General features: G+C 73.8%; 17 protein-coding genes and 1 tRNA gene. 10 read left to right on the top strand and 8 right to left on the bottom strand.

Going from position 1 to position 20,125, the window contains the following annotated elements:
- Positions 1-77: 77 nt before the first annotated feature.
- The 3 genes from ACK8N7_RS23875 to ACK8N7_RS23865 all read right to left on the bottom strand — a co-directional run bounded on the left by ACK8N7_RS23875 (position 78) and on the right by ACK8N7_RS23865 (position 3,882).
- On the bottom strand, positions 78-1,550 hold the full coding sequence (locus tag ACK8N7_RS23875) for a glycoside hydrolase family 18 protein (protein WP_500444100.1): 1,473 nt from the start codon (positions 1,548-1,550) through the stop codon (positions 78-80).
- A 155-nt stretch (positions 1,551-1,705) separates the two neighbouring features.
- Complete coding sequence (locus ACK8N7_RS23870) at positions 1,706-3,169, bottom strand: sensor histidine kinase (protein ID WP_403213054.1); 1,464 nt, start codon at positions 3,167-3,169, stop codon at positions 1,706-1,708.
- Positions 3,166-3,882 carry a response regulator transcription factor gene (locus ACK8N7_RS23865; RefSeq protein ID WP_403213055.1) on the bottom strand — a complete coding sequence of 239 codons (717 nt, stop codon included), beginning with the start codon at positions 3,880-3,882 and terminating at the stop codon, positions 3,166-3,168. The genes ACK8N7_RS23870 and ACK8N7_RS23865 overlap by 4 nt, the downstream gene beginning before the upstream one ends.
- Before the next feature lie 143 nt (positions 3,883-4,025).
- Between ACK8N7_RS23865 and ACK8N7_RS23860 the strand changes: the two genes are divergently transcribed.
- Positions 4,026-4,592 carry a hypothetical protein gene (locus tag ACK8N7_RS23860; protein ID WP_500444099.1) on the top strand — a complete coding sequence of 189 codons (567 nt, stop codon included), beginning with the start codon at positions 4,026-4,028 and terminating at the stop codon, positions 4,590-4,592.
- Positions 4,593-4,607: 15 nt separating this feature from the next.
- On the opposite strand, the gene ACK8N7_RS23855 is transcribed toward ACK8N7_RS23860, so the two are convergent.
- Both ACK8N7_RS23855 and ACK8N7_RS23850 read right to left on the bottom strand, forming a co-directional pair.
- On the bottom strand, positions 4,608-5,522 hold the full coding sequence (locus ACK8N7_RS23855) for a spermidine synthase (protein WP_500444098.1): 915 nt from the start codon (positions 5,520-5,522) through the stop codon (positions 4,608-4,610).
- A 93-nt stretch (positions 5,523-5,615) separates the two neighbouring features.
- Positions 5,616-6,080 (bottom strand): hypothetical protein, encoded by a 465-nt coding sequence (locus ACK8N7_RS23850; RefSeq protein WP_500444097.1) that lies wholly within the window; start codon positions 6,078-6,080, stop codon positions 5,616-5,618.
- Between the two features lie 244 nt (positions 6,081-6,324).
- On the opposite strand from ACK8N7_RS23850, the gene ACK8N7_RS23845 reads away from it, so the two are divergent.
- A complete protein-coding gene (locus ACK8N7_RS23845) occupies positions 6,325-7,719 on the top strand; it encodes an NsdA family TPR-like regulatory protein (protein WP_403213062.1) in 1,395 nt (464 codons plus the stop codon).
- A gap of 175 nt (positions 7,720-7,894) precedes the next feature.
- Here ACK8N7_RS23845 and ACK8N7_RS23840 read toward each other — a convergent pair whose 3' ends face one another.
- Positions 7,895-8,530, bottom strand: coding sequence for a histidine phosphatase family protein (locus tag ACK8N7_RS23840; protein WP_403213064.1), 636 nt, complete (start codon positions 8,528-8,530; stop codon positions 7,895-7,897).
- A gap of 241 nt (positions 8,531-8,771) precedes the next feature.
- On the opposite strand from ACK8N7_RS23840, the gene ACK8N7_RS23835 reads away from it, so the two are divergent.
- From ACK8N7_RS23835 to ACK8N7_RS23805, 7 genes are all read left to right on the top strand, one after another.
- Positions 8,772-9,725 carry a phosphatase PAP2 family protein gene (locus ACK8N7_RS23835; protein WP_500444096.1) on the top strand — a complete coding sequence of 318 codons (954 nt, stop codon included), beginning with the start codon at positions 8,772-8,774 and terminating at the stop codon, positions 9,723-9,725.
- Entirely contained in the window at positions 9,613-10,866 is a 1,254-nt protein-coding gene (locus ACK8N7_RS23830) for a hypothetical protein (RefSeq protein WP_403213068.1), read from the top strand. The genes ACK8N7_RS23835 and ACK8N7_RS23830 overlap by 113 nt, the downstream gene beginning before the upstream one ends.
- A complete protein-coding gene (locus ACK8N7_RS23825; RefSeq protein ID WP_403213070.1) occupies positions 10,857-12,533 on the top strand; it encodes a hypothetical protein in 1,677 nt (558 codons plus the stop codon). The genes ACK8N7_RS23830 and ACK8N7_RS23825 overlap by 10 nt, the downstream gene beginning before the upstream one ends.
- Before the next feature lie 60 nt (positions 12,534-12,593).
- Positions 12,594-13,928 carry an AAA domain-containing protein gene (locus ACK8N7_RS23820; RefSeq protein WP_403213072.1) on the top strand — a complete coding sequence of 445 codons (1,335 nt, stop codon included), beginning with the start codon at positions 12,594-12,596 and terminating at the stop codon, positions 13,926-13,928.
- A 111-nt stretch (positions 13,929-14,039) separates the two neighbouring features.
- Entirely contained in the window at positions 14,040-14,384 is a 345-nt protein-coding gene (locus tag ACK8N7_RS23815; RefSeq protein ID WP_403213074.1) for a DUF8844 domain-containing protein, read from the top strand.
- 156 nt (positions 14,385-14,540) lie between these two features.
- Positions 14,541-15,227 (top strand): bifunctional DNA primase/polymerase, encoded by a 687-nt coding sequence (locus ACK8N7_RS23810; RefSeq protein ID WP_403213076.1) that lies wholly within the window; start codon positions 14,541-14,543, stop codon positions 15,225-15,227.
- Positions 15,218-15,291 (top strand) — tRNA-Lys (locus ACK8N7_RS23805). The genes ACK8N7_RS23810 and ACK8N7_RS23805 overlap by 10 nt, the downstream gene beginning before the upstream one ends.
- 63 nt (positions 15,292-15,354) lie before the next feature.
- Here ACK8N7_RS23805 and ACK8N7_RS23800 read toward each other — a convergent pair.
- Positions 15,355-16,596 carry a M6 family metalloprotease domain-containing protein gene (locus ACK8N7_RS23800; protein ID WP_403213078.1) on the bottom strand — a complete coding sequence of 414 codons (1,242 nt, stop codon included), beginning with the start codon at positions 16,594-16,596 and terminating at the stop codon, positions 15,355-15,357.
- 403 nt (positions 16,597-16,999) lie between these two features.
- Here ACK8N7_RS23800 and ACK8N7_RS23795 point away from each other — a divergent pair, with 403 nt between their 5' ends.
- On the top strand, positions 17,000-18,895 hold the full coding sequence (locus ACK8N7_RS23795; RefSeq protein WP_500444095.1) for a putative bifunctional diguanylate cyclase/phosphodiesterase: 1,896 nt from the start codon (positions 17,000-17,002) through the stop codon (positions 18,893-18,895).
- 24 nt (positions 18,896-18,919) lie between these two features.
- Here ACK8N7_RS23795 and ACK8N7_RS23790 read toward each other — a convergent pair whose 3' ends face one another.
- Complete coding sequence (locus ACK8N7_RS23790; protein WP_403213082.1) at positions 18,920-20,035, bottom strand: LLM class flavin-dependent oxidoreductase; 1,116 nt, start codon at positions 20,033-20,035, stop codon at positions 18,920-18,922.
- Positions 20,036-20,125: the final 90 nt, after the last annotated feature.

The raw sequence follows: 20,125 nt of genomic DNA, 5'->3' as shown, positions 1-20,125 counted from the left end.
AAAGGAACGCGCCCCGGCCGGAGGTGGGGTGGCCCGGCCGGGGCGCGCGCGTGGGGGGCGCGGGGTGGTCCAAGGGGCTATCCGAAGGCCGCGAACGCCTTCGTGAAGGCCAGCGGCTCCTGGTCGATGGAACTGCACGTGGCGTCGGCGGCCGGCTTGGGCCCGCCCGGGCAGGCCTTGTCCCGGGTACCGGACCACATCCCCAGGCGGCCGATGCCCTTCTCCTGGGCGAACTTCACGACCTGCGTGGCGTCCTCCACCGTGAAGATCTCGGTGACGACGTCGTTCACACCGATCATCGGGGTGACGGCGACGGCCTTCCACGCGGCGGCGTCGGAGAGTCCGAGGACGCCCTTGATCTGGGCCTGCGTGGCGGTCGCCGCCTGGATCGCGTACGTGCCCATGTCGTCGCTGTAGGCCGGCCCGTAGTCCATGGCCATGATGTTGACCCCGTCGACCCGGACGCCGTTCTTCTTGGCGTCGGCGAGCAGGTCGATGCCGGGCTGGGTCAGCCCCTCGGGCATCACGGGCAGGGTGAAGGCGACGTCCAGGTCCGGGTACTTCTTCTGGAGCTGGGCGATGGCCTGGGCGCGGCGGGTGTTGGCGGCCGTGTCGGGCAGGGCGGCGCCCTCGATGTCGAAGTCGACCTTGGTGAGCTTGTAGGCGTCGACGACCTTGCCGTATGCGGCGGCGAGATCGGCGGAGGAGGAGCAGTTCAGGGCCAGTTCGGCACCGGCCGCGCCGCCGAAGGAGACCCGGACGTCACCGCCCTTGGCCCTCAACGCGCCTATCTGCTTTGCCACATGGTCGTCAGCGAGGCCGGTGACTCCGCCCCAGAGCGGGGCACAGCTGCCGCCGGAGGTGATGAAGGCGAGGTGGAACTCCTTCACCCCGGTCTTGGTGGCGGTGTCGAGGAGGTCGTAGGCGGGGTAGAGGGAGGTGTCGATGTAGGGGGCGAACCGGGAGCCGGTTTCCCCGCCGCCACCGGGGCGACCGGTGGCGGTGGGGGCCGGCGTGGGGGTCGGTGTGACCGGGTCCGGCTCCGTGGGGGTCGGAGTGGGCGCGGTCGTGGGGGTGTCCGTGGGGCGGCCGCTGGGGGTGGGGACCGGGCCGCTGTCCACGGAGCAGGTGACGTCGTTGATGAGGCAGGAGGCCGGGTCGCCCGCCGTGCCGGTGGCGGAGGTGACGAAGCCGACCGTCACGGACTTCCCGGGGGCGAGCTCCTTGTCCCAGCTCGCGGGCTTCACGGTGACGCGGTTGCCCTGCACCGTGTGCTCGCCGTTCCAGAGCGAGCCGATCTTCGTGCCCGCCGGGAGGTCGAACCGGAGGGTCCAGTCGGTGAGGGCCTTGTCCGTCTCGTTGGTGACGACGTACTGGCCCGTGTAGCCGCTGGTCCAGTCGCTGGTGCGGGTGTACGCGGCCCCGATCGCGGCTGCCTGCGCCGTACCGGTCAGGGCGAAGACCGTCCCGCCGATGACGGCTGCGGCGACGATCGCGCCGACCGCCTTGGTACGGGTGCTCGCCGTGCGGCGGTGCGTACTGGAACCCATCAACGTGCCCTGCCTGCCTGTGTGTGCTGCTCTGCGTCCTGCTGATTTCCCTGGGGGTGTGTGACAGACGCTAGCGGCAGCGGAACGGGCAAAGCGGTCTTTACGGACCGGAGTTGATGTTCTTAGGGTGCGCTTAAGGAACGCATGGGAGCGGGTTAATGCTGAGCCCCGGGGCCGGCTGCGGTCCGGGGCTCCTTGGGGCGCCGGCGGCCGAATCCGCGGGCGACCCGGCGGCCGTGGCCGCGCCTTCCGCGCTCAGGGCTGCTGCCGTGCAGGCCGATCCAGATGCGGACCTCGGTGCCGCCGAGCACGGACCGGCCGATGCGCAGGTCGCCGCCGGTGGATTCAGCGACCCGGCGGACGATGTCCAGGCCGAGTCCGGTGGAGCCGACCGCGCCCGCCCCGGTGCCGCCGCCGCTGGTTCCCCGGGCCAGGGCCGCCTTCGGGTCGGCGATCCCGGGGCCCGCGTCGGAGACGAGGACGATCACCGCGTCGCCACTGTGGTGGACGTCGACGGAGAAGGCGGTGCCCTCGGGGGTGTGGCGGAAGACGTTGCCGAGCAACGCATCGAGGGCGGCGGCCAGTTCGGGGCGGGCGACAGGGATGCGTACCGTACGGTCCACTCCCGCGAGCCGCACCTCGCGCCCCTGGTCCTCCGCGAGCGCCGACCAGAAGCCCATGCGCTCCCGGATCACCTCGGACGCGTCGCACCCGGCCCCGGCGCCGGTCTGGATGCCCTGGGTCTGCGGGCGCTGTTCGCGGGCGGTCCGGATGATCGTGTCGACCTCGTGCTCCAGCTGCTCGACCGCCGCCCGGGTCTGGTCGGCCGCCGGACCCTCGCCGAGGGAGGCGGCGTTCAGCCGGAGCACGGTGAGCGGGGTGCGCAGCCGGTGCGAGAGGTCGGCGGCCAGCTCTCGCTCGTTGGCCAGGAGCTGGACGACCTGGTCGGCCATGGAGTTGAACGCGACGGCGGCGGAACGGAGTTCGGTGGGGCCCTCCTCGGGGACCCGGGTGCCGAGCCGCCCCTCCCCCAGGTCCTGGGCGGCGCCCGCGAGGCGCTGGGCGGGCTGGACCATCCGTACGCCGAGCCGGTCCGCGACCGCCACCGAGCCGACGATCAGGGCGACTCCGACGCCCGCGAGGATCAGCCAGGCGGTGGCGACCCCGTTGGACACCTCCCCCTCGGGGACGAAGACCTCGACGACGGCGATGTCACCGGTGGACAGCGCGGTGGGCTGGAGGAGGGCGAAGCCGCCGGTGACCTCGGTGATGGAGGCGCGCCCGGCCTTGCGTACGGTCGCGACGTCCTTGGGCGTCGCGCGCCGGGTGCCGACGTCCAGGGCCTCGCCCTCGGTTCCGTCCCCGGCCTTCTCGGGCGCCGGTACGTGGACGGCGAGCCGCCCCCGGTCACCCGGTTCGGTGGAGAGGACGGCCCGGGTCAGCTCCTCGCGGTCGGTGGTGATGGAGAGCGCCGGGGCGATCATCGCGGCCTGGCGTTCAGCGTCGGAGAAGGCCCGGTCGCTGGCCATCTCCCGGATGACCAGTCCGAGCGGTACGGCGAAGGCGATGACGACCATCGCGGTGACGGCCAGACACACCTTGACCAGGGCCCATCTCATGCGGGCGGCTCCCCGGCCGGGGCGTCGGCGGGCGGCTGGAGCTTCACGCCGACACCGCGCAGGGTGTGCAGATAGCGGGGCCGGGCGGCGGTCTCACCGAGCTTGCGGCGCAGCCAGGACAGGTGGACGTCGATGGTCTGGTCGTCGCCGTACGACTGCTGCCAGACCTCGGCCAGCAGCTCCTTGCGGGCGACGACCACCCCGGGGCGTCCGGCCAGGAAGGTCAGCAGGTCGAACTCGCGTCGGGTGAGGTCGAGTTCGGCGCCGTCGAGTTCGGCGCGGCGGCGCAGCGGGTCGATGGCGAGCCCGCCGACGCGGATGACCCGGGGCGGCGGCGCCTGGCCGCCGGCCGCGCGGGCGCGGCGCAGCACGGCGGCCATCCGGGCGGAGAGGTGCTCGACGGAGAAAGGTTTGGTCAGGTAGTCGTCGGCCCCGTCGTTGAGCAGCCGGACGATCTCGCTCTCGTCGTCGCGCGCGGTGGCGATGATGACCGGTACGTCGGTGATGGACCGCAGCATCTTGAGCGCCTCGCCGCCGTCCAGGTCGGGCAGCCCGAGATCGAGGATGACCACGTCGAAGCGGAAGTGCGCGACCTCGCGCAGCGCTTCGAGCGCGGTGCCCACACTCCGTACCGTGTGGGAGGCCTCACTGAGGTGCCGGATGAGGGCGGAACGTACGAACTGGTCGTCCTCGACCACGAGCACACTTGCCATGGGCGGCACCGTACGCCATGGCGCCGGCCCCGGTCCCGCCGCCGCCGGAAACCTCCGCAAAGGCCGGAACAGGGGTGGCCGGAGCCGGAACAGGAGCTACCGGAGGGGGACAGTCCAGGTCCGGGTGGTGCAGGATGTGCCGGATGCAACGAGGACTCGTACACGCGCTCGCGTGGTCGCTCGCCACCGGCGCGGCGGTCACGCTGTCGTGGTGGGGTGTGCACACGGTCATGACCGGGACGGCGTACGACCCACCCCGTGCCGTGCCGATCTCCGTGGGCGCGGGGGGCCCGAAGCGCATCGGGCAGTCCACCGAGGAGCCGCTCGTCTCGTCCACGTACCGCTCCTCGCCGTCCCCCTCCCCCTCGGCACGCAGCAGCAGTGCGAGCCCTTCCCCGTCTGCCGCACGCCCCTCCCGTACGCCGTCGAGCGCCCCGGCGAAGCCGCCCGCGTCCTCCATTCCGGCCGCGAACTCCGGTGAGGTGAAGGGGTACCGGACCGCCGGCGGCCGGGTCGTGTTCGAGCTGGGGAAGAGCTCGGCGAAGCTGGTCTCGGCGACGCCGGAGCCGGGCTGGTCGATGCAGGTGTGGACGAACGACGCCTGGATCCGGGTCGACTTCAGCGACGGGGGCGGGGTGGACGGGAAGACGTACTCGGTGTTCTGCACCTGGAACGGGACACCGCCGACCGTGCAGGTCGTCGAACCGTAGCCCTCCAGGTCCTGATCAGGGGTTCTCGAAGACGGACGGCGGGGGTGCCGGTGACGGCTTGGCGGCCGCGTCGGTGACGACCGCCGCGCCGCCGGTGAAGTCCGTGAGCGCCCGGCCGTGTTCGACCCGGCCGGGGTGCGGGTCGCTCGCCACCCGGCGGGTGAACTCGGCGACCGCCAGGGGCAGGGCGGAGGCGAGCAGGACCGCGTTGCCGAAGCGACGGCCGCGCCAGACCACCGGGTCGGCGGCGAGCGCCAGTTCGGGGAAGACGGCGGCGGCGGTGGCCACCTGGCCGCGCAGGTGGGCGAGCGGCGGCCCGTCCGCGAGGTTCGCGGCGTACTGCCCCGAAGGCTTCAGCACCCGGCGCACCTCCGCGAGGAATTCGGCGGAGGTCAGGTGGGCGGGGGTGCGGGCCCCGCTGAACACATCCGCGATGACCAGGTCCGCCCAGCCGTCCGGGAGCTTGCCGAGCCCTTCGCGGGCGTCCACCGCCCGGACCCGTACCCGGGCCTGCGGGTCCAGCGGGAGCCGGTCGCGGACGAGCTGGACGAGGGCCGCGTCGACCTCCACGACCTGCTGGGTGGAGCGGGGGCGGGTCGCGGCGGCGTACCGGGCGAGGGTGAAGGCGCCGCCGCCGAGGTGCAGGACGTGGAGGGGCTGGAGCGGGGGCGCGGCGAGGTCGATGATGTGGCCGAGCCTGCGCTGGTAGGCGAAGGAGAGGTACGCGGGGTCGCCGAGGTCCACGTGGGACTGCGGGGCGCCGTCGAGCAGGAGCGTCCAGCCGGCCGGGCGCTCCCGGTCGGGTATGAGCTCGGCGAGACCGCTGTCGACGGGGCCGGAGAAGGGTTCGCGCTCCACCCTGCCGCTCGGGCGGTCCTTCTTGCCCTTGCTCCTGTCCTTGCCCCCGCCAGGCGCTCCTCGACGTGCCACGTGCGCTGGTCCTTGCTGGTGGGGGCCCGGGATACCGGCAGCGGCGGAGGTTCCGCCCGTGCCGCCATTATGGGCGCAGCGCCAGGAGGAGGCTCAGCTGCAGCCGTCGGCCGCCTCCAGCAGGCGGGCAGCCTGGTCGAGGGCGGCGCGGAGTACGGCGGGGTCGGTGACCGGGGCGTCCTCGGCGGGCGGCAGCAGCCAGCCGGAACCGGCGGCGGGCGGGGTGGTGGGGAGGCGCAGCCCGCGGCCGTCGGTCCGCGTACAGGCGCTGCCGGGTACGTCCCAGGCGTCGGCGGTGCCGGACGGTACGAGGAAGCCGAGGGTGTCGCAGGCTCCGTTGTGCAGGACCGGGCCGACGGCCTCGTGGTCCCGGCCGCGGCGGAGGATGTCGACGGCCTCCAGTCCCTGGCGGGCGGGGACGGTGACGAGGTCGCAGGACTGGTCGGCCGGTGCCGAGGCGGGTGCCGGGGCCGGTGCGGGGTCCGTGGTGGGGGTCGTGGTCGTCGTCGGGTTCGTCGCGGTCGTCCGTGAGCCGGTCTCCTGGCCGATGTGCAGCAAGGGAACCCCTCCTCTCATCGCCGAACGGAGCCACACTCCGTCTCCACATGGACCAACGGCGGCAGAGCGTCAAGGGCTACGGGAGCACACCGCCGCAAAGGGTGGCAGTTCATGGCGGATCGTGGACGAGATGCCCTTATATATGCCGAATCGCTGGGGTGTGTTCCCTGTCACAGCAGGTACGTTCTTGCTCCGCCGGGACACCGGAAAGCAGAACCCGGCTTGCGCCAGAGAGGGGCCGGCCATGGTGTCGACAGGGGCAGTTCCCAACCTCGTCTTCCGCCAGCTGCGCGGACAGCGCTCGGCAGGCGAGTTCGCGGCCGCCGTCCGCAGGGCGGCGCGGGAGATCGGTGAGCAGGTCGCGTGCGATGCCCGGTACATCGGACGCGTGGAGTCCGGGGAGATCCGCTGCCCCAACTACGCGTACGAACGGGTCTTCCTGCACATGTTCCCCGGGGCCTCCCTGGCCGACCTGGGGTTCTCGGCCCGCGAGACCGTACGGGGGCGGGGGGCGCGGGTCGTCTCCGAGCCGCCGCCGGCTCCGCTGTCCGAGCCCGCCGCCCCGCACGGCGGCACCCACCACACCGACGAGGAGAGCGACGTGCTGCGTCGCGTGTTCATGATGAGCGGCACGGCCACCGTGGCCGCCGCTTCCCTGGGTCTCGGCGGGGCTCCCGCCTCCGCCGCCCGGATCTCCCTGCCCGCACAGCGCCGGGTCGGTGAGAGCGAGGTGGACGCCGTGGAGCAGGCGGTACGGCGGATCCGGGTGCTGGACGACCGGCACGGCGCGGACGGGCTCTACCGGCAGGCCGCGCGGCCGTTGAAGGCGGCGTACGAGCTGCTGGACGCCGGGACCACCACGCGGCGGGCCACCGCGGACCGGCTGCACGCGGGCGCGGGGGAGCTGGCCATCTCGGTGGGGTGGCTGGCCCACGACTCGGGACGTTTCGACGACGCGCGCTCGCACTACGCGGAGGCGCTGGCGACGGCGCGGCTGGCGGGGGACGCGGGTCTTGAGGCGCACGCGTTCTGCAACACGTCGTTCCTGGCCCGGGACTCGGGGCGGCCCCGGGAGGCGGTACGGGCCGCCGAGGCCGGGCAGCGGGCGGCCCGCACGCTGGGCTCACCCCGGCTGCTGGCGCTGCTCGCGCTGCGGGAGGCGGGGGGCCGGGCGGGGCTCGGGGACCGTACGGGGTGCGACCGGGCGATCGGGCGGGCCCGGGCGACGTTCGAACGGGGGCCCGCCGGGGGTGACCCGGAGTGGATGAGCTTCTTCCGGGAGGCGGAGCTGGAGCTGCTGGAGGCGCAGTGCTGGTCGGCGCTGGGCGACTGGTCCCGGGCGGCGCGGCACGGGCGGCGGGCGGTGGGGCTCCAGGACGCGCACTTCACCCGGAACCTCGCGCTGTACCGGGCGCAGCTGACGGGGGACCTGGCGCGGGCGGGGCGGGTGGAGGAGGCGGCGGCGACGGGGCACCAGGTGCTGGACCTGCTGGACCGGGTCCAGTCCTCGCGGATCCGGGGGATGGTGGCGGGGGCGGTCCGCGTGCTGGAGGCCCGGCCGGGTGGGGTGCCGGGGGCGGCGTCCTTCCTGACCCGCCACCGGGAGTCGGCCCGCACATCCAGCCCGTCCGGCGTTTGAGGACGGAACCCTTGCCTGGGTGAGGGGGCACCCTTTCGGATCCCGGGGCGCGGGAGAGCCAATGCGGTGCACCCGGAACGTGCTCGACGGTTCCGTCCTCAAACGCCGGACGGGCTGGGGTGGGCGCCGGACAGACCGGAGATGGCACCCAGGAACGGGCTTACCGGTTCCGTCCTCAAACGCCGGACGGGCTGGGGTGGGCGCCGGACGGGCTGGGGAGTTCCAGGTGGCCCGTGTCGTTCCAGCGTTCCATCGCCGGCGCACCGTACGCCCAGCCCAGCACCGACAGCGACGTCGGTTCCAGGCGGATGCGGGCGCCGAAGGACAGGTCCTCGCCCAGCCAGCGCGCGGCGAGGGCGCGCAGGATGTGGCCGTGGGCGAAGACCAGCACGTCGCGGTCGGCGGAGCGCGCCCAGCCGACCACCTCGTCCGCACGGGCGGTGACCTCCGCGACGGATTCGCCCTCGGGCACCCCGTCGCGCCAGATCAGCCAGTCCGGCCGGTCCGCCTTGATCTGCGCCGGCGTCAGCCCCTCGTACGCCCCGTAGTCCCACTCCATCAGCGCGTCCCACCGCTCGGCCCGCTCCCCGAACCCCGCGATCTGGCAGGTCTCGGCGGCCCGGACGAGCGGACTGGTGCGGACCTCGACCCCGGGCAGCCCGCCCCAGGGCGCCCGGTGCAGCCGTTCGCCGAGGAGTTTCGCGCCCGCGCGGCCGGTGTCCAGGAGCGGGATGTCCGTCCTGCCGGTGTGGTTGCCCTGGACCGACCACTGGGTCTGACCATGCCGGGCAAGCAGGATGCGCGGTGCCATGAAGGCTCTCCCTGGAACGGTGGTACTGGGCCTTCCATCATCCCGCACCGCCCCTGAAGGCAACCTCCGGGGCGGTCCGGGCGTCCCTCCCTGCGCAGCCACCCGCCGCGGTGCCGGAGCCATGACGGGGCAGGCTGAGTGGGGGCGTCCGCTCGGGGACCCCCGGGGGAGCCGGCGGCCGACCGCCGCCGTACGGTTGAACGCCCGTCGTCGGCCGCATGAACATGGGGAGAGCTACCGGATGCCGCACGCCACCGCGCCGCCCGCGACCGGTCATCGGCCCCGCTGGTGGACGGAACTCCCACTGATCGCGGTGGTGTACGGCCTCTACTCGATGGGCCGCCTCCTGGTGCGCGGGGACGTGTCGACGGCCGTCGGCAACGGTCTGGCGATCCTCCGGTTCGAGCAGGCGCTGTATCTCAACGCCGAGCACCCGCTGAATCGTCTTTTCACCAGCACCCCCTCCCTGGGCATAACCGCCGACTTCGCGTACGCCTCCCTGCACTACCTGGTCACCCCGGCGATCCTGGTCTGGATGTTCCGGCGCAGGTCGGCCGCGTACCGGGCGGCCCGTGTCTGGCTGATGAACTCGACCCTGCTCGGTCTGGTCGGCTTCACGCTGATACCGACCTGCCCGCCCCGGCTGCTGGACGCGAGCCACGGCTTCGTCGACACGATGGCGCAGTACAGCGCGTACGGCTGGTGGGGCGCCGGTGCGAGCGCCCCGCGCGGTCTGAGCGGGATGACCAACCAGTACGCGGCCATGCCGAGCCTGCACGTCGGCTGGTCCCTGTGGTGCGGCGTCCTGCTCTGGCGCCACGCCAGGCACCCCCTGCTGCGGGGAGCGGGCATCGCCTACCCGCTGATCACCACGATCGTCGTGATGGGCACCGCCAACCACTATTTCCTGGACGCGGTCGCGGGCGGCGCCGTGATGGCGCTCGGAGCCCTGCTGACCAGGCCGGTCATGCGGCTGGCCGACCGGGTCAAGGACCGTCTGCGGGCCGCCTTCTCCCCCGTGTCCGCGGCCTCCGAGCCGGTGAGGTCCCCGATTGTCAGTGCCGGATGCAAGACTTCCGCGGGTGAGCGAATCCCCGGCCAGCGGACCTCCTCCGCAGATTCCCCCGACGCGGCAGCCGACGGACGTACCGCGGGCGCAGCGGCCAACGACGACGCTCCGGCAGCGGCTCGCTGAGCTGCGCGGCCCCACCGTCGCACCGCACCCGCTCGACGCCCGCGCGCTGGCCGCGCTGGCCGCCAACCCCGGTTGCAAGCGCCGCGCCCTGCTGGACGGCGCCGGGGTCGACAAGGGAGTGCTCGCCACCGCCCTCGGCTCCCCCGCCCCCTTCGGCCAGTCCCAGTTCGCCTTCATGCGGGGGAACGCGTTCGAGGCCAAGGTCAAGGCCGACGGCGGAGCGGAGCTGCTGCGGCTGCTGTACGAGCGGCTCGGCGGCGGCGCCCCCGCCCCGGACCAGCACGCCGCCACGCCCGACCTGAGCGCCGCCGGTCCCGAGGGCCGGGCCGCGCGGACCGCGCTCGCCCTGCGCGAGGCGACGGCGGCGGGCGGCTGGGCGCTGCTGGACCACCCGATGCTGGCCCTGGAGGTGGCGGGCTCCCCCGCCTATCTGGAGCCGGACGCGGTGGTGGTCCACCCCGACGGCCGCTGGACCGTGGTCGAGATCAAGTCGTTCCCGATGATCGACGCCTCCGCCGACGCCGCGAAGGTCGGGGCCGCCGCCCGTCAGGCCGCGGTCTACGTGCTGGCGCTGGAGCGGGTCGCGGCGGTGACCGAGGGGGCCGAGGTCGGCCACCAGGTGCTGCTGGTCTGCCCGAAGGACTTCTCCAACCTGCCGACCGCCTCCGTCGTCGACGTACGCAAGCAGCGCGCGGTCACCCGCCGCCAGCTGACCCGGCTGACCCGCGTCGAGGACATCGCACAGGCCCTTCCGGAGGGGACGACCTTCGACCCGGCGTGCGCGCCGCAGGAGCTGGAGTCCGCCGTCTCCTCGGTCGCCGCCGCCTACGCCCCCGAGTGCCTGGCCGCCTGCGAGCTGGCCTTCCACTGCCGTTCGCGGTCCCGGGCCGAAGGGGCCGTGGAGTCGCTCGGCCGGAGCGTGCGCGGTGAGCTGGGCGGGCTGACCACGGTCGCCGGGGTGCTGGCCGCCGCCGCGGGCAAGGAGGGCGACCCCGCCGACCCGACCGTGGCCGCGTTGCGCCGGGCCGCCGCGCTGCGGGCCGAGGCGCTGGAAAGTGCTGCCGTTCTGCGTGCCGAAGCGCTGGAGAGCGCCGCCGCCGTGCGCGCCGAGGCTCCGGAGGGTGCGGCCGCATGTCGCTGATCACCACCCTCGCCCGGCTGGAGGCCGTCGAAGCGGGCCGCGCCCAGCCGCTGGCGACCGTCCGCCACCGTCATCTCACCGACCGGCCGCTGGTGATCGTGCCGCTCACCACCGCCGGTGAGGCCGGGGCCCCGCTCGGGGCGCTGGTCGGCACCGACCGTGAGGCGCCCCGGCTGCTGGCGGTCGCCCAGCCGCGCGACCGTGACCTGCGGTTCGCGTTCCTGGCCGAGCTGGCGGAGGCGGTGCTGCCGCACATAGAGGCGTACGCGGACGTGGTCGAGCCCGCCGAGCGCAACGAGACCGACCCGGCGACCGGCAAGAAGACCAAGGTCGAGGTCGAGCTGTGCACGGACGCGCCGCAGCTGATCGTGCCGAGCCGGGCCGGCATCGAGTTCGTCCGGCTGCTCGGCCGCTCCATGCGGTTCCGCCGGACCGCCGAGGACGACCCGGAGACGCCGTACCCGGCCCCGGTGCGCGTCCCGCTGCTCGGCCGCTGGCTCACGCATTACGGGGAGCGGGCGCGGGTGCCGGGCTCCTCGCTGCTGCTCGCCGCCACGGACCTGCTGAACCGGCACTGGGCGACCGGTCAGAGCAGCCTGGAGGACCAGCACCTGGGGGCGCTGCTCGCCTGGATCGACCCGCCGCAGGGCGCGTCCGGCGCCGAGGAGGCCCTCCGGGCGGAGCTGGCCCGCGACCGGGACGGGCAGCTCCTCTGCCCGCCCGCCGGGCCCGCCACCGACCCGGCCTTCGACAACCGGCTCCTCGCCCCCGCGATCGAGCGGTACGACCGGGCGCGTACGGCGTTCGCGGCGGCCGAGGACGGGCTGACGGCGGACGAGCGGCTCGGCGAGCTGAGCAAGGCCGAGCGGGAGATCCGGTCGCGGCTCGCGCAGGTGATGCTGCCGACCTGGGACCGGGTGTGGCAGGGGCTCGACCTGCTGCGGGAGCTGCCCGAGGGGTCCCGGGCCGAGGACCGCTGGACCCGGGACCGCTGGTCGTTCACCGCCCACCGGGACCGGGTGAGCTCGGGTGAGCCGCCGCAGCCCCGCCGGGACGACGCGGTGACGGCGGCACAGAAGCTGGCCTCCCGGGAGACCGCGCAGGCCCAGCTGGAGGCTCAGGAGGCGCTGGACGATCCGCTGGTGCTGGCGGGGCGGCGGCTGGCGGGCGAGGCGTTCCTGGCGGATGTGACCGAGGTCGAGATGGCGTACACGGAGTCCAAGCGTCCGTCCCCGCGCCCGCTGGTCACCCTCCGCACGGACGAGCGGCCGCACCTGGGCGAGCGGACCAAGGTGTACCGCTCGCTGGACGGCAAGCCGCAGACGGCGGAGTTCGTGCGGTACGCCTCCGGGGACCCGGGCGATGAGGGCTCCGGCGACGGCGGCTCCACCGGCGACGGCTCCGGCGCGGACGGCTCCGGCGGCGGTGCCGTGGTCCTGGTGCTGCGGATCATGGACCGGATGGGCCGGGGCAAGGAGCCGGCGCCGGGTTCGCTGCCGGAGCCCGGGGAGCGGATCACCTGGACCCTGTTCGAGCACGACCAGCGCGGCGGGCCGAAGCTGCCGGACCCGGAGGAGACCCCGTGGACCCACGGCGGCCCGCCGGGCGCGGACGCCACCACCCGCGCGGAGCACCCCGACCCCGTGACCCCGGAGGACCTGCTGTGACCTCGACCCCCGTCACCACGGAGGGACCGCTGTGAGGACCGCCACCCGGGAGGGCCTGCTGTGAGGACCGTCTTCGACCCCGGTGCTGAGGCCGCGCGGGCGACCGGGGCGATCCTCGACGACACCCTGCGCGGCAGCGCCCGGGGCATCGTCGTGGACTCCCCGCCCGGTGCCGGGAAGTCGACCCTGGTGGTCCGGGCGGCGCTGGAGCTGGCCGCCGCCGGGCACCCGCTGATGGTGATCGCCCAGACCAACGCGCAGGTCGACGACCTGGTGGTGCGGCTCGCCGAGAAGGACCCGGAGCTGCCGGTGGGCCGGCTCCACAGCAGCGACTCCGACCCGTACGACAAGGTCCTGGACGGGCTCGACAACGTACGGAAATCGGCGAAGGCGGCGGATCTGGCCGGGCTCGACGTGGTGATCTCGACGGCCGCCAAGTGGGCGCACGTGAAGAACGTGGAGCCGTGGGGGCACGCGATCGTCGACGAGGCGTACCAGATGCGCTCCGACGCGCTGCTGGCCGTGGCCGGGCTGTTCGAGCGGGCGCTGTTCGTCGGGGACCCGGGGCAGCTGGACCCGTTCTCGATCGTCGGCGCGGACCAGTGGGCGGGGCTGAGCTACGACCCCTCCGCGAGCGCGGTCTCCACGCTGCTCGCGCACAACCCGGAGCTGCCGCAGCACCGGCTGCCGGTCTCCTGGCGGCTGCCGGCGTCGGCCGCCCCGCTGGTGTCGGACGCGTTCTACCCGTACACACCGTTCCGCAGCGGTACGGGCCACGGGGACCGGAAGCTCTCCTTCGGGGTGGCCTCCGACGGCTCGGGCCCAGACCGGGTGCTGGACGAGGCGGCGGAGGCCGGGTGGGGGCTGCTTGAGCTGCCGGCCCGGCACACCCCGCGTACGGACCCCGAGGCGGTGCGGGCGGTGGCGCTGGTGGTCCGGCGGCTGCTGGACCGGGGCGGCGTCGCCACCAGTGAGCGGGCGGAGGACCCGGTGCCGGTGACGGCGGACCGGGTGGCGGTCGGCACGGCCCACCGCGACCAGGCGGCGGCGGTGCGGGCGGCCCTCGCGGAGCTGGGCGTCACGGGGGTCGCGGTGGACACGGCGAACCGCCTCCAGGGCCGCGAGTTCGACGTCACGGTGGTCCTGCACCCGCTGTCGGGCCGCCCCGACGCGACCGCCTTCCACCTGGAGACGGGCCGCCTGTGCGTGCTGGCCTCGCGCCACCGGCACGCCTGCATCGTGGTGTGCCGGGAGGGGGTGGCGGACCTGCTGGACGAGCACCCCTCCACGGAGCCGGTGCAGCTCGGCGTCACGGTGAAGTTCCCCGACGGCTGGGAGGCGAACCACGCGGTGCTGGCCCGCCTCGCCGAGCACCGGGTGCGGTGGAAGCCGTAGCGAAGCCGCAGGGGCCGAGATCCGCCGGACATGTCCTAGGCCTGTGGCCCTCTTGCGCGGGGTTGGACAATGGAGGGTGGCCGTCCGGGCCGTCCGAGGGAGGAACAGCACATGACACAGTCCGAGCGGAACGAACGGCAGCGGCTGCGCCCCGCGCCCCTGCTCTTCGAGCCGTCGGAGGCGGGGGCCGATCCGGAGCACTTCTTCGACCTGGAGTCCATGGACGACCCCCGTGAGCTGCTGGCCCGCGCGACCGAGCTGACGCAGGCCTTCCGTGCGGCGACGGACCGGTCGGTGGAGTTCCAGGCGATGGCGGCGGCGCAGCTCGCCGATCCGCGCCGGTTCGACCGGCTGACGGCGGCGGATGTCGCGGAACGCGCGGAGTGGACCGAGGACTACGCGAAGAAGATGATCGAGTTCGGGCGGTCCCTGCTGGACGCCTCCTCCACCACCTGACAGCCGGCCGTACGGGGAGGGCGCGGGGCTCTCAGGCCGGGGGTCAGGTCCCGTGGCATATTCCGGGCGGGCAAGATACTCCCTCCCCTCCCGCCGCGTCCCGGTTTCCGGCAACTCTCGGAATCAGCTCCGTCACTCCCGGTAGACCTTTTCTCCATGAGCGCTTGGCTGAAAGACGAAACGACCCGGCAGGCCGGCGGAGCCGCGCCCCACGCCGTCGACATCTTCGCCCTGCTGCGGGACCAGACCGGGGCGCAGGCCGCCCAGGTGACCGCCGCCGGAGCCGCCTGGCTGGCGGGGGCCTCCGCCTACCCCCGCTCCACGCTCGCGCAGTGGGAGGAGCGCCCGGCCGCGCCCGGGGTGCTTCCCTGCGGCTCGCAGTTCGACGTCGTCAACGTGCCCGCGCTGTTCGGGCGGCGGATGCTGGAGCAGCTCTGGGCCGAGGGCCCCGGCACCGGTCCCGTCGCCGTGCACCGGGGCCGGATGCTGCTCTTCGCCGCCCCCGGAACGGCCCAGCGGCTGCCCTCGCTGCTGGCCTGGGAGGAGTGGGGATCCGGCGCTGGGGAGCCGTCCCGCACGCAGCGCGGGGAGGTGCCTCCGCTGCTCTGCCACGGCACCGGCGACGCCGTCACCGTACCGCCCCTGACCTGCCCGTCCGATGGTTCCGGGCCGCGCTGGCTGGTGGCGCCCGACACCCGTAATCCCTGGCTGCCCGGGCCCGATGTGCTGCTCTGGGCGTGTGTGCGGGTGAGCCGGTCGAGGACATCCCAGGGGGCCGGACATTCGATTTTTCCTCGGGCGGATCAGGGTGCTAATGTCTACGACGTCACCAGGCGCCGTTAGCTCAGTTGGTTAGAGCAGCTGACTCTTAATCAGCGGGTCCGGGGTTCGAGTCCCTGACGGCGCACAGACGGAAGAAGCCCCTCGCGGAAGCGGGGGGCTTCTTCGTGTTCCGTGCGGAAAGAGGGCTTCAGACTCCGGCCGTGATCCGGACCGTCCAGGAGCCGGAGGGCGTACGGTCGGCGACCTCCACGCGGGTGCGCTCGCCCGGCACGGTGTAGGTCTCGCCCTCGGTGAGCGGAGCGTCCGCGAGCGGCGGGTAGACCGAGCGGTCCCAGCAGGATCCGGTCTCCGGGTGGGTGTCCACCACTTCGACCGGGCCGCCGCCGGAGGCCGTCCCGCTGCGGATCCGGTAGATCAGGATGCCCTCGGTACAGGTCCCCCGGTCGTTGCCGGTGGCGCTGCGGGCCTCGACGGCCAGGACGCTGTCCGCCCCGGTGCGCACGACGGCGAGCCGGGTCCCGATCGACCCGCCGGGCACGGGGGCGGCGGCGACCGGCTCCAGGGTGAGGTCGGCCGAACCCTGGACGCAGACGACCTGGGGCCCCTCCAGCCAGCCGAGCTTCCACTTGTGCCAGCCGAAGAGGTCCGGGGCCAGGCCGAACTGGCTGCCCATGACGTCCCAGTCGCCGACGTAGGTGTCCCAGTCGCCCTTGCCGTCGGTGGGCCGGTGGTAGAGATCGGCCAGGTCGAAGACGTGTCCGGTCTCGTGGGCGAGGACGTTGCGGTCGGGCGGGTGCTGTTCGAAGACGGTGACGACGCGCCGGATGTCGGTGGAGTCGGCGCGCAGCGGCCGCTCGAAGTTGACGACCTTGGTGGCGTCGGAGTCGACGCCCGGGGCGTCCGGGTCGGCTACCAGGTAGACGATGTCGTACGCCGAGAAGTCGACGTCCTCGTCGGCGGCGGCGATCGCGTCGCGCAGGTAGGCGGTGCGCTTCCTGGCGTCCCAGTCGCGCTCTATGCCGTACCAGGTGGAGGGGCGCGGCATCTGTGTCCAGGTCCGCTGCGGGTGCGGGCGCAGGGTGAATCTGCCGTAGCTGGCGCGCTCGAAGAAGCGGGTGGTCGAGGGGAAGTGGTCGGCGGTCAGCAGTTCGGGGGTGAGCACGGGCTCGGAGTCCGGGAACGACAGGAAGATCATGACCGCGTCGAGGCGCCGGCCGGGCTGCGGGTAGGCCCCGTTCCAGCTGTCCAGGCCCAGCGAGTGGTGCGCCGATGTCCTCGGGAGCGCGCACGGGGTCGCATCGCGCGAGGCGGCCGCGGCGGGGCCGGCGACGAGCGAGGTGGCGGCGAGCGCCAGAAGGGAGGTCAGGGCGGCCGCAAGACTGCGCAGCTTCAGCCGCTCTGCTCCCCCGGGTCCGGGCTCACGCTGCACATCGACCTCCGGGTGGGAACGCGGTACGTCTCGTCCACCTTGTGCCGTTTCGTGGCGATGCGCCCTGTTGTGCTGCCCCACACGGGTCACATGGGCCACACGGGTCGCAGCGCCGGCACCCCGTCGACACCACACCCCAGACCTTCACGGAACGTCACCATCGATCAGGCCGGCGGCCCGATACAACAGAACCGCGCATAAAACATCAGTACCGGGCAAAGCGGAACGTCACAGACCGGCCGTTCGGTCGAGCCATGGCCGGATGCGAGCTGGAACGCCCGACGCACCACCCTCTATGCTTCACCACGCTTTCCCGCGTGGATCGGGCCCCTTCACGGGTTCACCACCCGGCGCCCTGTCCGACCCCACCTGTTCACGACAACCTTCACAGCGGGAGCGAGCGGTGAGCGGAACCTCCGAAGGGCCCCGGATCCCGGCGGGCACATCCCCGGACGCCGTGGACACCCCGGTCACGGAGCGTCATACGTCAGGACCTGCGGCACGCCCCCCGGAAGCGATCCGGAGCGCGGCGGACACCGCCGCCACCGAGCTGCGCGACCACCGGGCCGCGTTCAACGCCGCCACCCTCCCCATGGCCGTCGTGGACGGCCGGGGACACGTCGTACGGGCCAACGACGCCCTCGGCGGGCTTCTGGGCACGACGCCCGGGGCGCTGGCCGACCGGCAGGCGTGCGAGCTGGTCGACCTGGCCTCCGACGACCGCACCTGGCACGCCTACCGCGAGGTGCTCCAGGGCCGCCGCTCCCGGTTCCGCTGCACCCGCCGCCTCAAACACCCCGACGGGCGCACCCTGTGGGCCGAGGTCACCGTCGTACCGATGACCGGGACCTCGGCGGCGGAGCCCGCGCGGGTCCTGCTGACGGTGGCGGACATCAGTGACCGGCGCGAGCTCCAGGACCGGCTGCGCCACCTCCAGATGCACGACCCGGTGACCCGGCTGCCCAACCGGACCCTGTTCTTCGAGCGGCTCTCGGTGGCCCTGGAGACCCCGCCGTACCAGGACGACTCGATGCTCCCCCGGCACGGCCGGATCGGGCTCTGCTACCTCGATCTGGACGGCTTCAAGGCGGTCAACGACACCCTCGGCCACCGGATCGGCGACCGGCTGCTGGCCGCCGTCGCCGGGCGGCTCACCGACTGCGCCGAGAACGACGCGAGCCGCAGCCCCGGCGGCAGCCGCCTGGTGGCGCGCCTGGGCGGCGACGAGTTCGCGATCCTGGTGGAGGACTCCGGCGGTACGGAGGCCCTGACCGAGCTGGCCCGCTCGGTCCTGGCGGCCCTCCAGTACCCCTTCGACCTGGCCGGGCAGCGGCTCTCGGTCTCCGCCTCGATCGGGGTGGTGGAGCGACCGGTGGCAGGCACCTCGCCGACCGGGCTGATGCAGGCCGCCGACACCACGCTGTACTGGGCGAAGGCCGACGGCCGGGCCCGCTGGACCCTCTTCGACCCCGAGCGCAACGCCCACCGCATGACCCGCCAGGCGCTCTCCTCCACGCTCCGGCCCGCCGTGGAGCGCGGCGAGTTCACGCTGGAGTACCAGCCGCTGGTCGGCATGGCGGACGGGGTGGTACGCGGGGTGGAGGCGCTGGTGCGCTGGAACCACCCGCAGTTCGGCGTGCTGTCGCCGAACCGCTTCGTCGCCATCGCCGAGGAGGACGGCTCCATCGTGCAGCTCGGCCGGTGGGTGCTGCGCACCGCGTGCCGCCAGGCGCGGCGCTGGCAGCTGGACCACCCGGACGAGCCGGCGCTCTTCATCAGCGTCAACGTCGCCGTACGCCAGGTCTGGGACTCCGACCTGGTGGCGGACGTGGCGCAGATCCTCAACGAGACGGGCCTGGCCCCGGGGCTGCTCCAGCTGGAGCTGACCGAGTCGGCGGTGATGGGATCGGGCGGCCGCCCGCTGCGGGCGCTCCAGGCGCTGAGCGACATGGGCGTACGGATCGCCATCGACGACTTCGGGACCGGGTACTCGAACCTGGCCTACCTCAGCCGGCTGCCCGTCTCCGTGCTGAAGCTGGACGGGGCGTTCGTGAAGGGCTTCCGGTACGAGGACGGTACGCACCCCAGCCCCGCCGACGAGACGATCGTGGAGGCGATGGTGCAGCTGGCGCACCGCCTGGGCCTGACCGTCACCGCGGAGTGCGTGGAGACGGCCGGGCAGGCGGAGCGGCTGCGCCGGATCGGCTGCGACACCGGGCAGGGGTGGCTGTACTCCCGGGCCGTGGCGCCGGAGCTGATCGCGGCGCTGATCACGGCCCGGCCGGCCGCCGAGAGCTAGACGCTTCTCGGCAGCCCGTACGGCTCAGGCGCCGCGCGGCAGCCCGTACGCGTCCGCGATCAGCTCGTAGCTGCGCAGCCGCGCGTCGCCGCCGTGCGCGTTGGCGGTGATCATCAGCTCGTCGGCGCCGGTGCGCTTGGCCAGGTCGTCCAGGCCGGTGCGGACCTCGTCGGGGGTGCCGTGGATGACGTTGGCGAGCCAGCCGTCGACGAACTCCCGCTCCATCGGGGAGAAGTCGTACGCCGCCGCCTCCTCCGGGCTCGGGATCAGCCCCGGGCGCCCGGTGCGCAGCCGGACCATCGACAGGGCGCCGGTCAGCACCTCGCGGCGGGCCTCGCGCTCGTCGTCGGCGGCCAGCGCGGAGACGCCGATCAGGGCGTACGGGGCGTCCAGCACGGCGGAGGGCCGGAAGGAGCTGCGGTACAGGTCGAGCGCCGGGATCGTGTTCTGCGCCGAGAAGTGGTGGGCGAAGGCGAACGGCAGGCCGAGCGTCCCCGCCAGCCGGGCGCTGAAGCCGGAGGAACCGAGCAGCCAGACGGGCGGCCGGTGCGCGGACTGCACCCCGCCGGGTGCGGTCGCCTGGACCGGGCCCGGTACGGCGTGGATCCGGGCGTACGGGTGCCCGTCGGGGAAGTCGTCGTCCAGGAACCGGATCAGCTCACTGAGCTGTTGCGGGAAATCATCGGCGCCCTCGTTGAGCCGGTCGCTGCGGCGCAGGGCGGCCGCCGTCGCGCCGTCGGTGCCGGGGGCGCGGCCGAGGCCCAGATCGACGCGGCCGGGGGCCATCGCCTCCAGGGTGCCGAACTGCTCGGCGATCACCAGCGGGGCGTGGTTGGGCAGCATGACGCCGCCGGAGCCGAGGCGGATGCGCTCGGTGTGGGCGGCGATGTGCGCGAGGATCACGGCCGGGGAGGACGAGGCGACCCCGGGCATGGAGTGGTGCTCGGCGACCCAGTAGCGGCCGAAGCCGCGGCTCTCGGCGAGCTTCGCGATCTCCACGCCGGTGCGCAGGGCCTGGGTCGCGGTGCGGCCCTGTCCCACGGTCACCAGGTCGAGGACGGAGAGCGGTACGGGGGCGCTGCCGGCCGCCGTACCTCGGATTCCGTCGCCGCCCGTCTCGTCGCCTCGGATCTCGTCCACGTGTCGGCCCTCTCCCGGTGCTGCTCGTCGTACGTACGCGTATCGGAGGCGTACAACAGGAGGATGGCTCCGGTTATTCCGGGCGGGGCT

The sequence above is a fragment of the Streptomyces griseobrunneus genome (genome assembly GCF_046713465.1).
GTDB lineage: Bacteria > Actinomycetota > Actinomycetes > Streptomycetales > Streptomycetaceae > Streptomyces > Streptomyces microflavus.
Note: the sequence above shows the minus strand (reverse complement) of the source record. Positions and strands in the feature narration are given on the sequence as shown.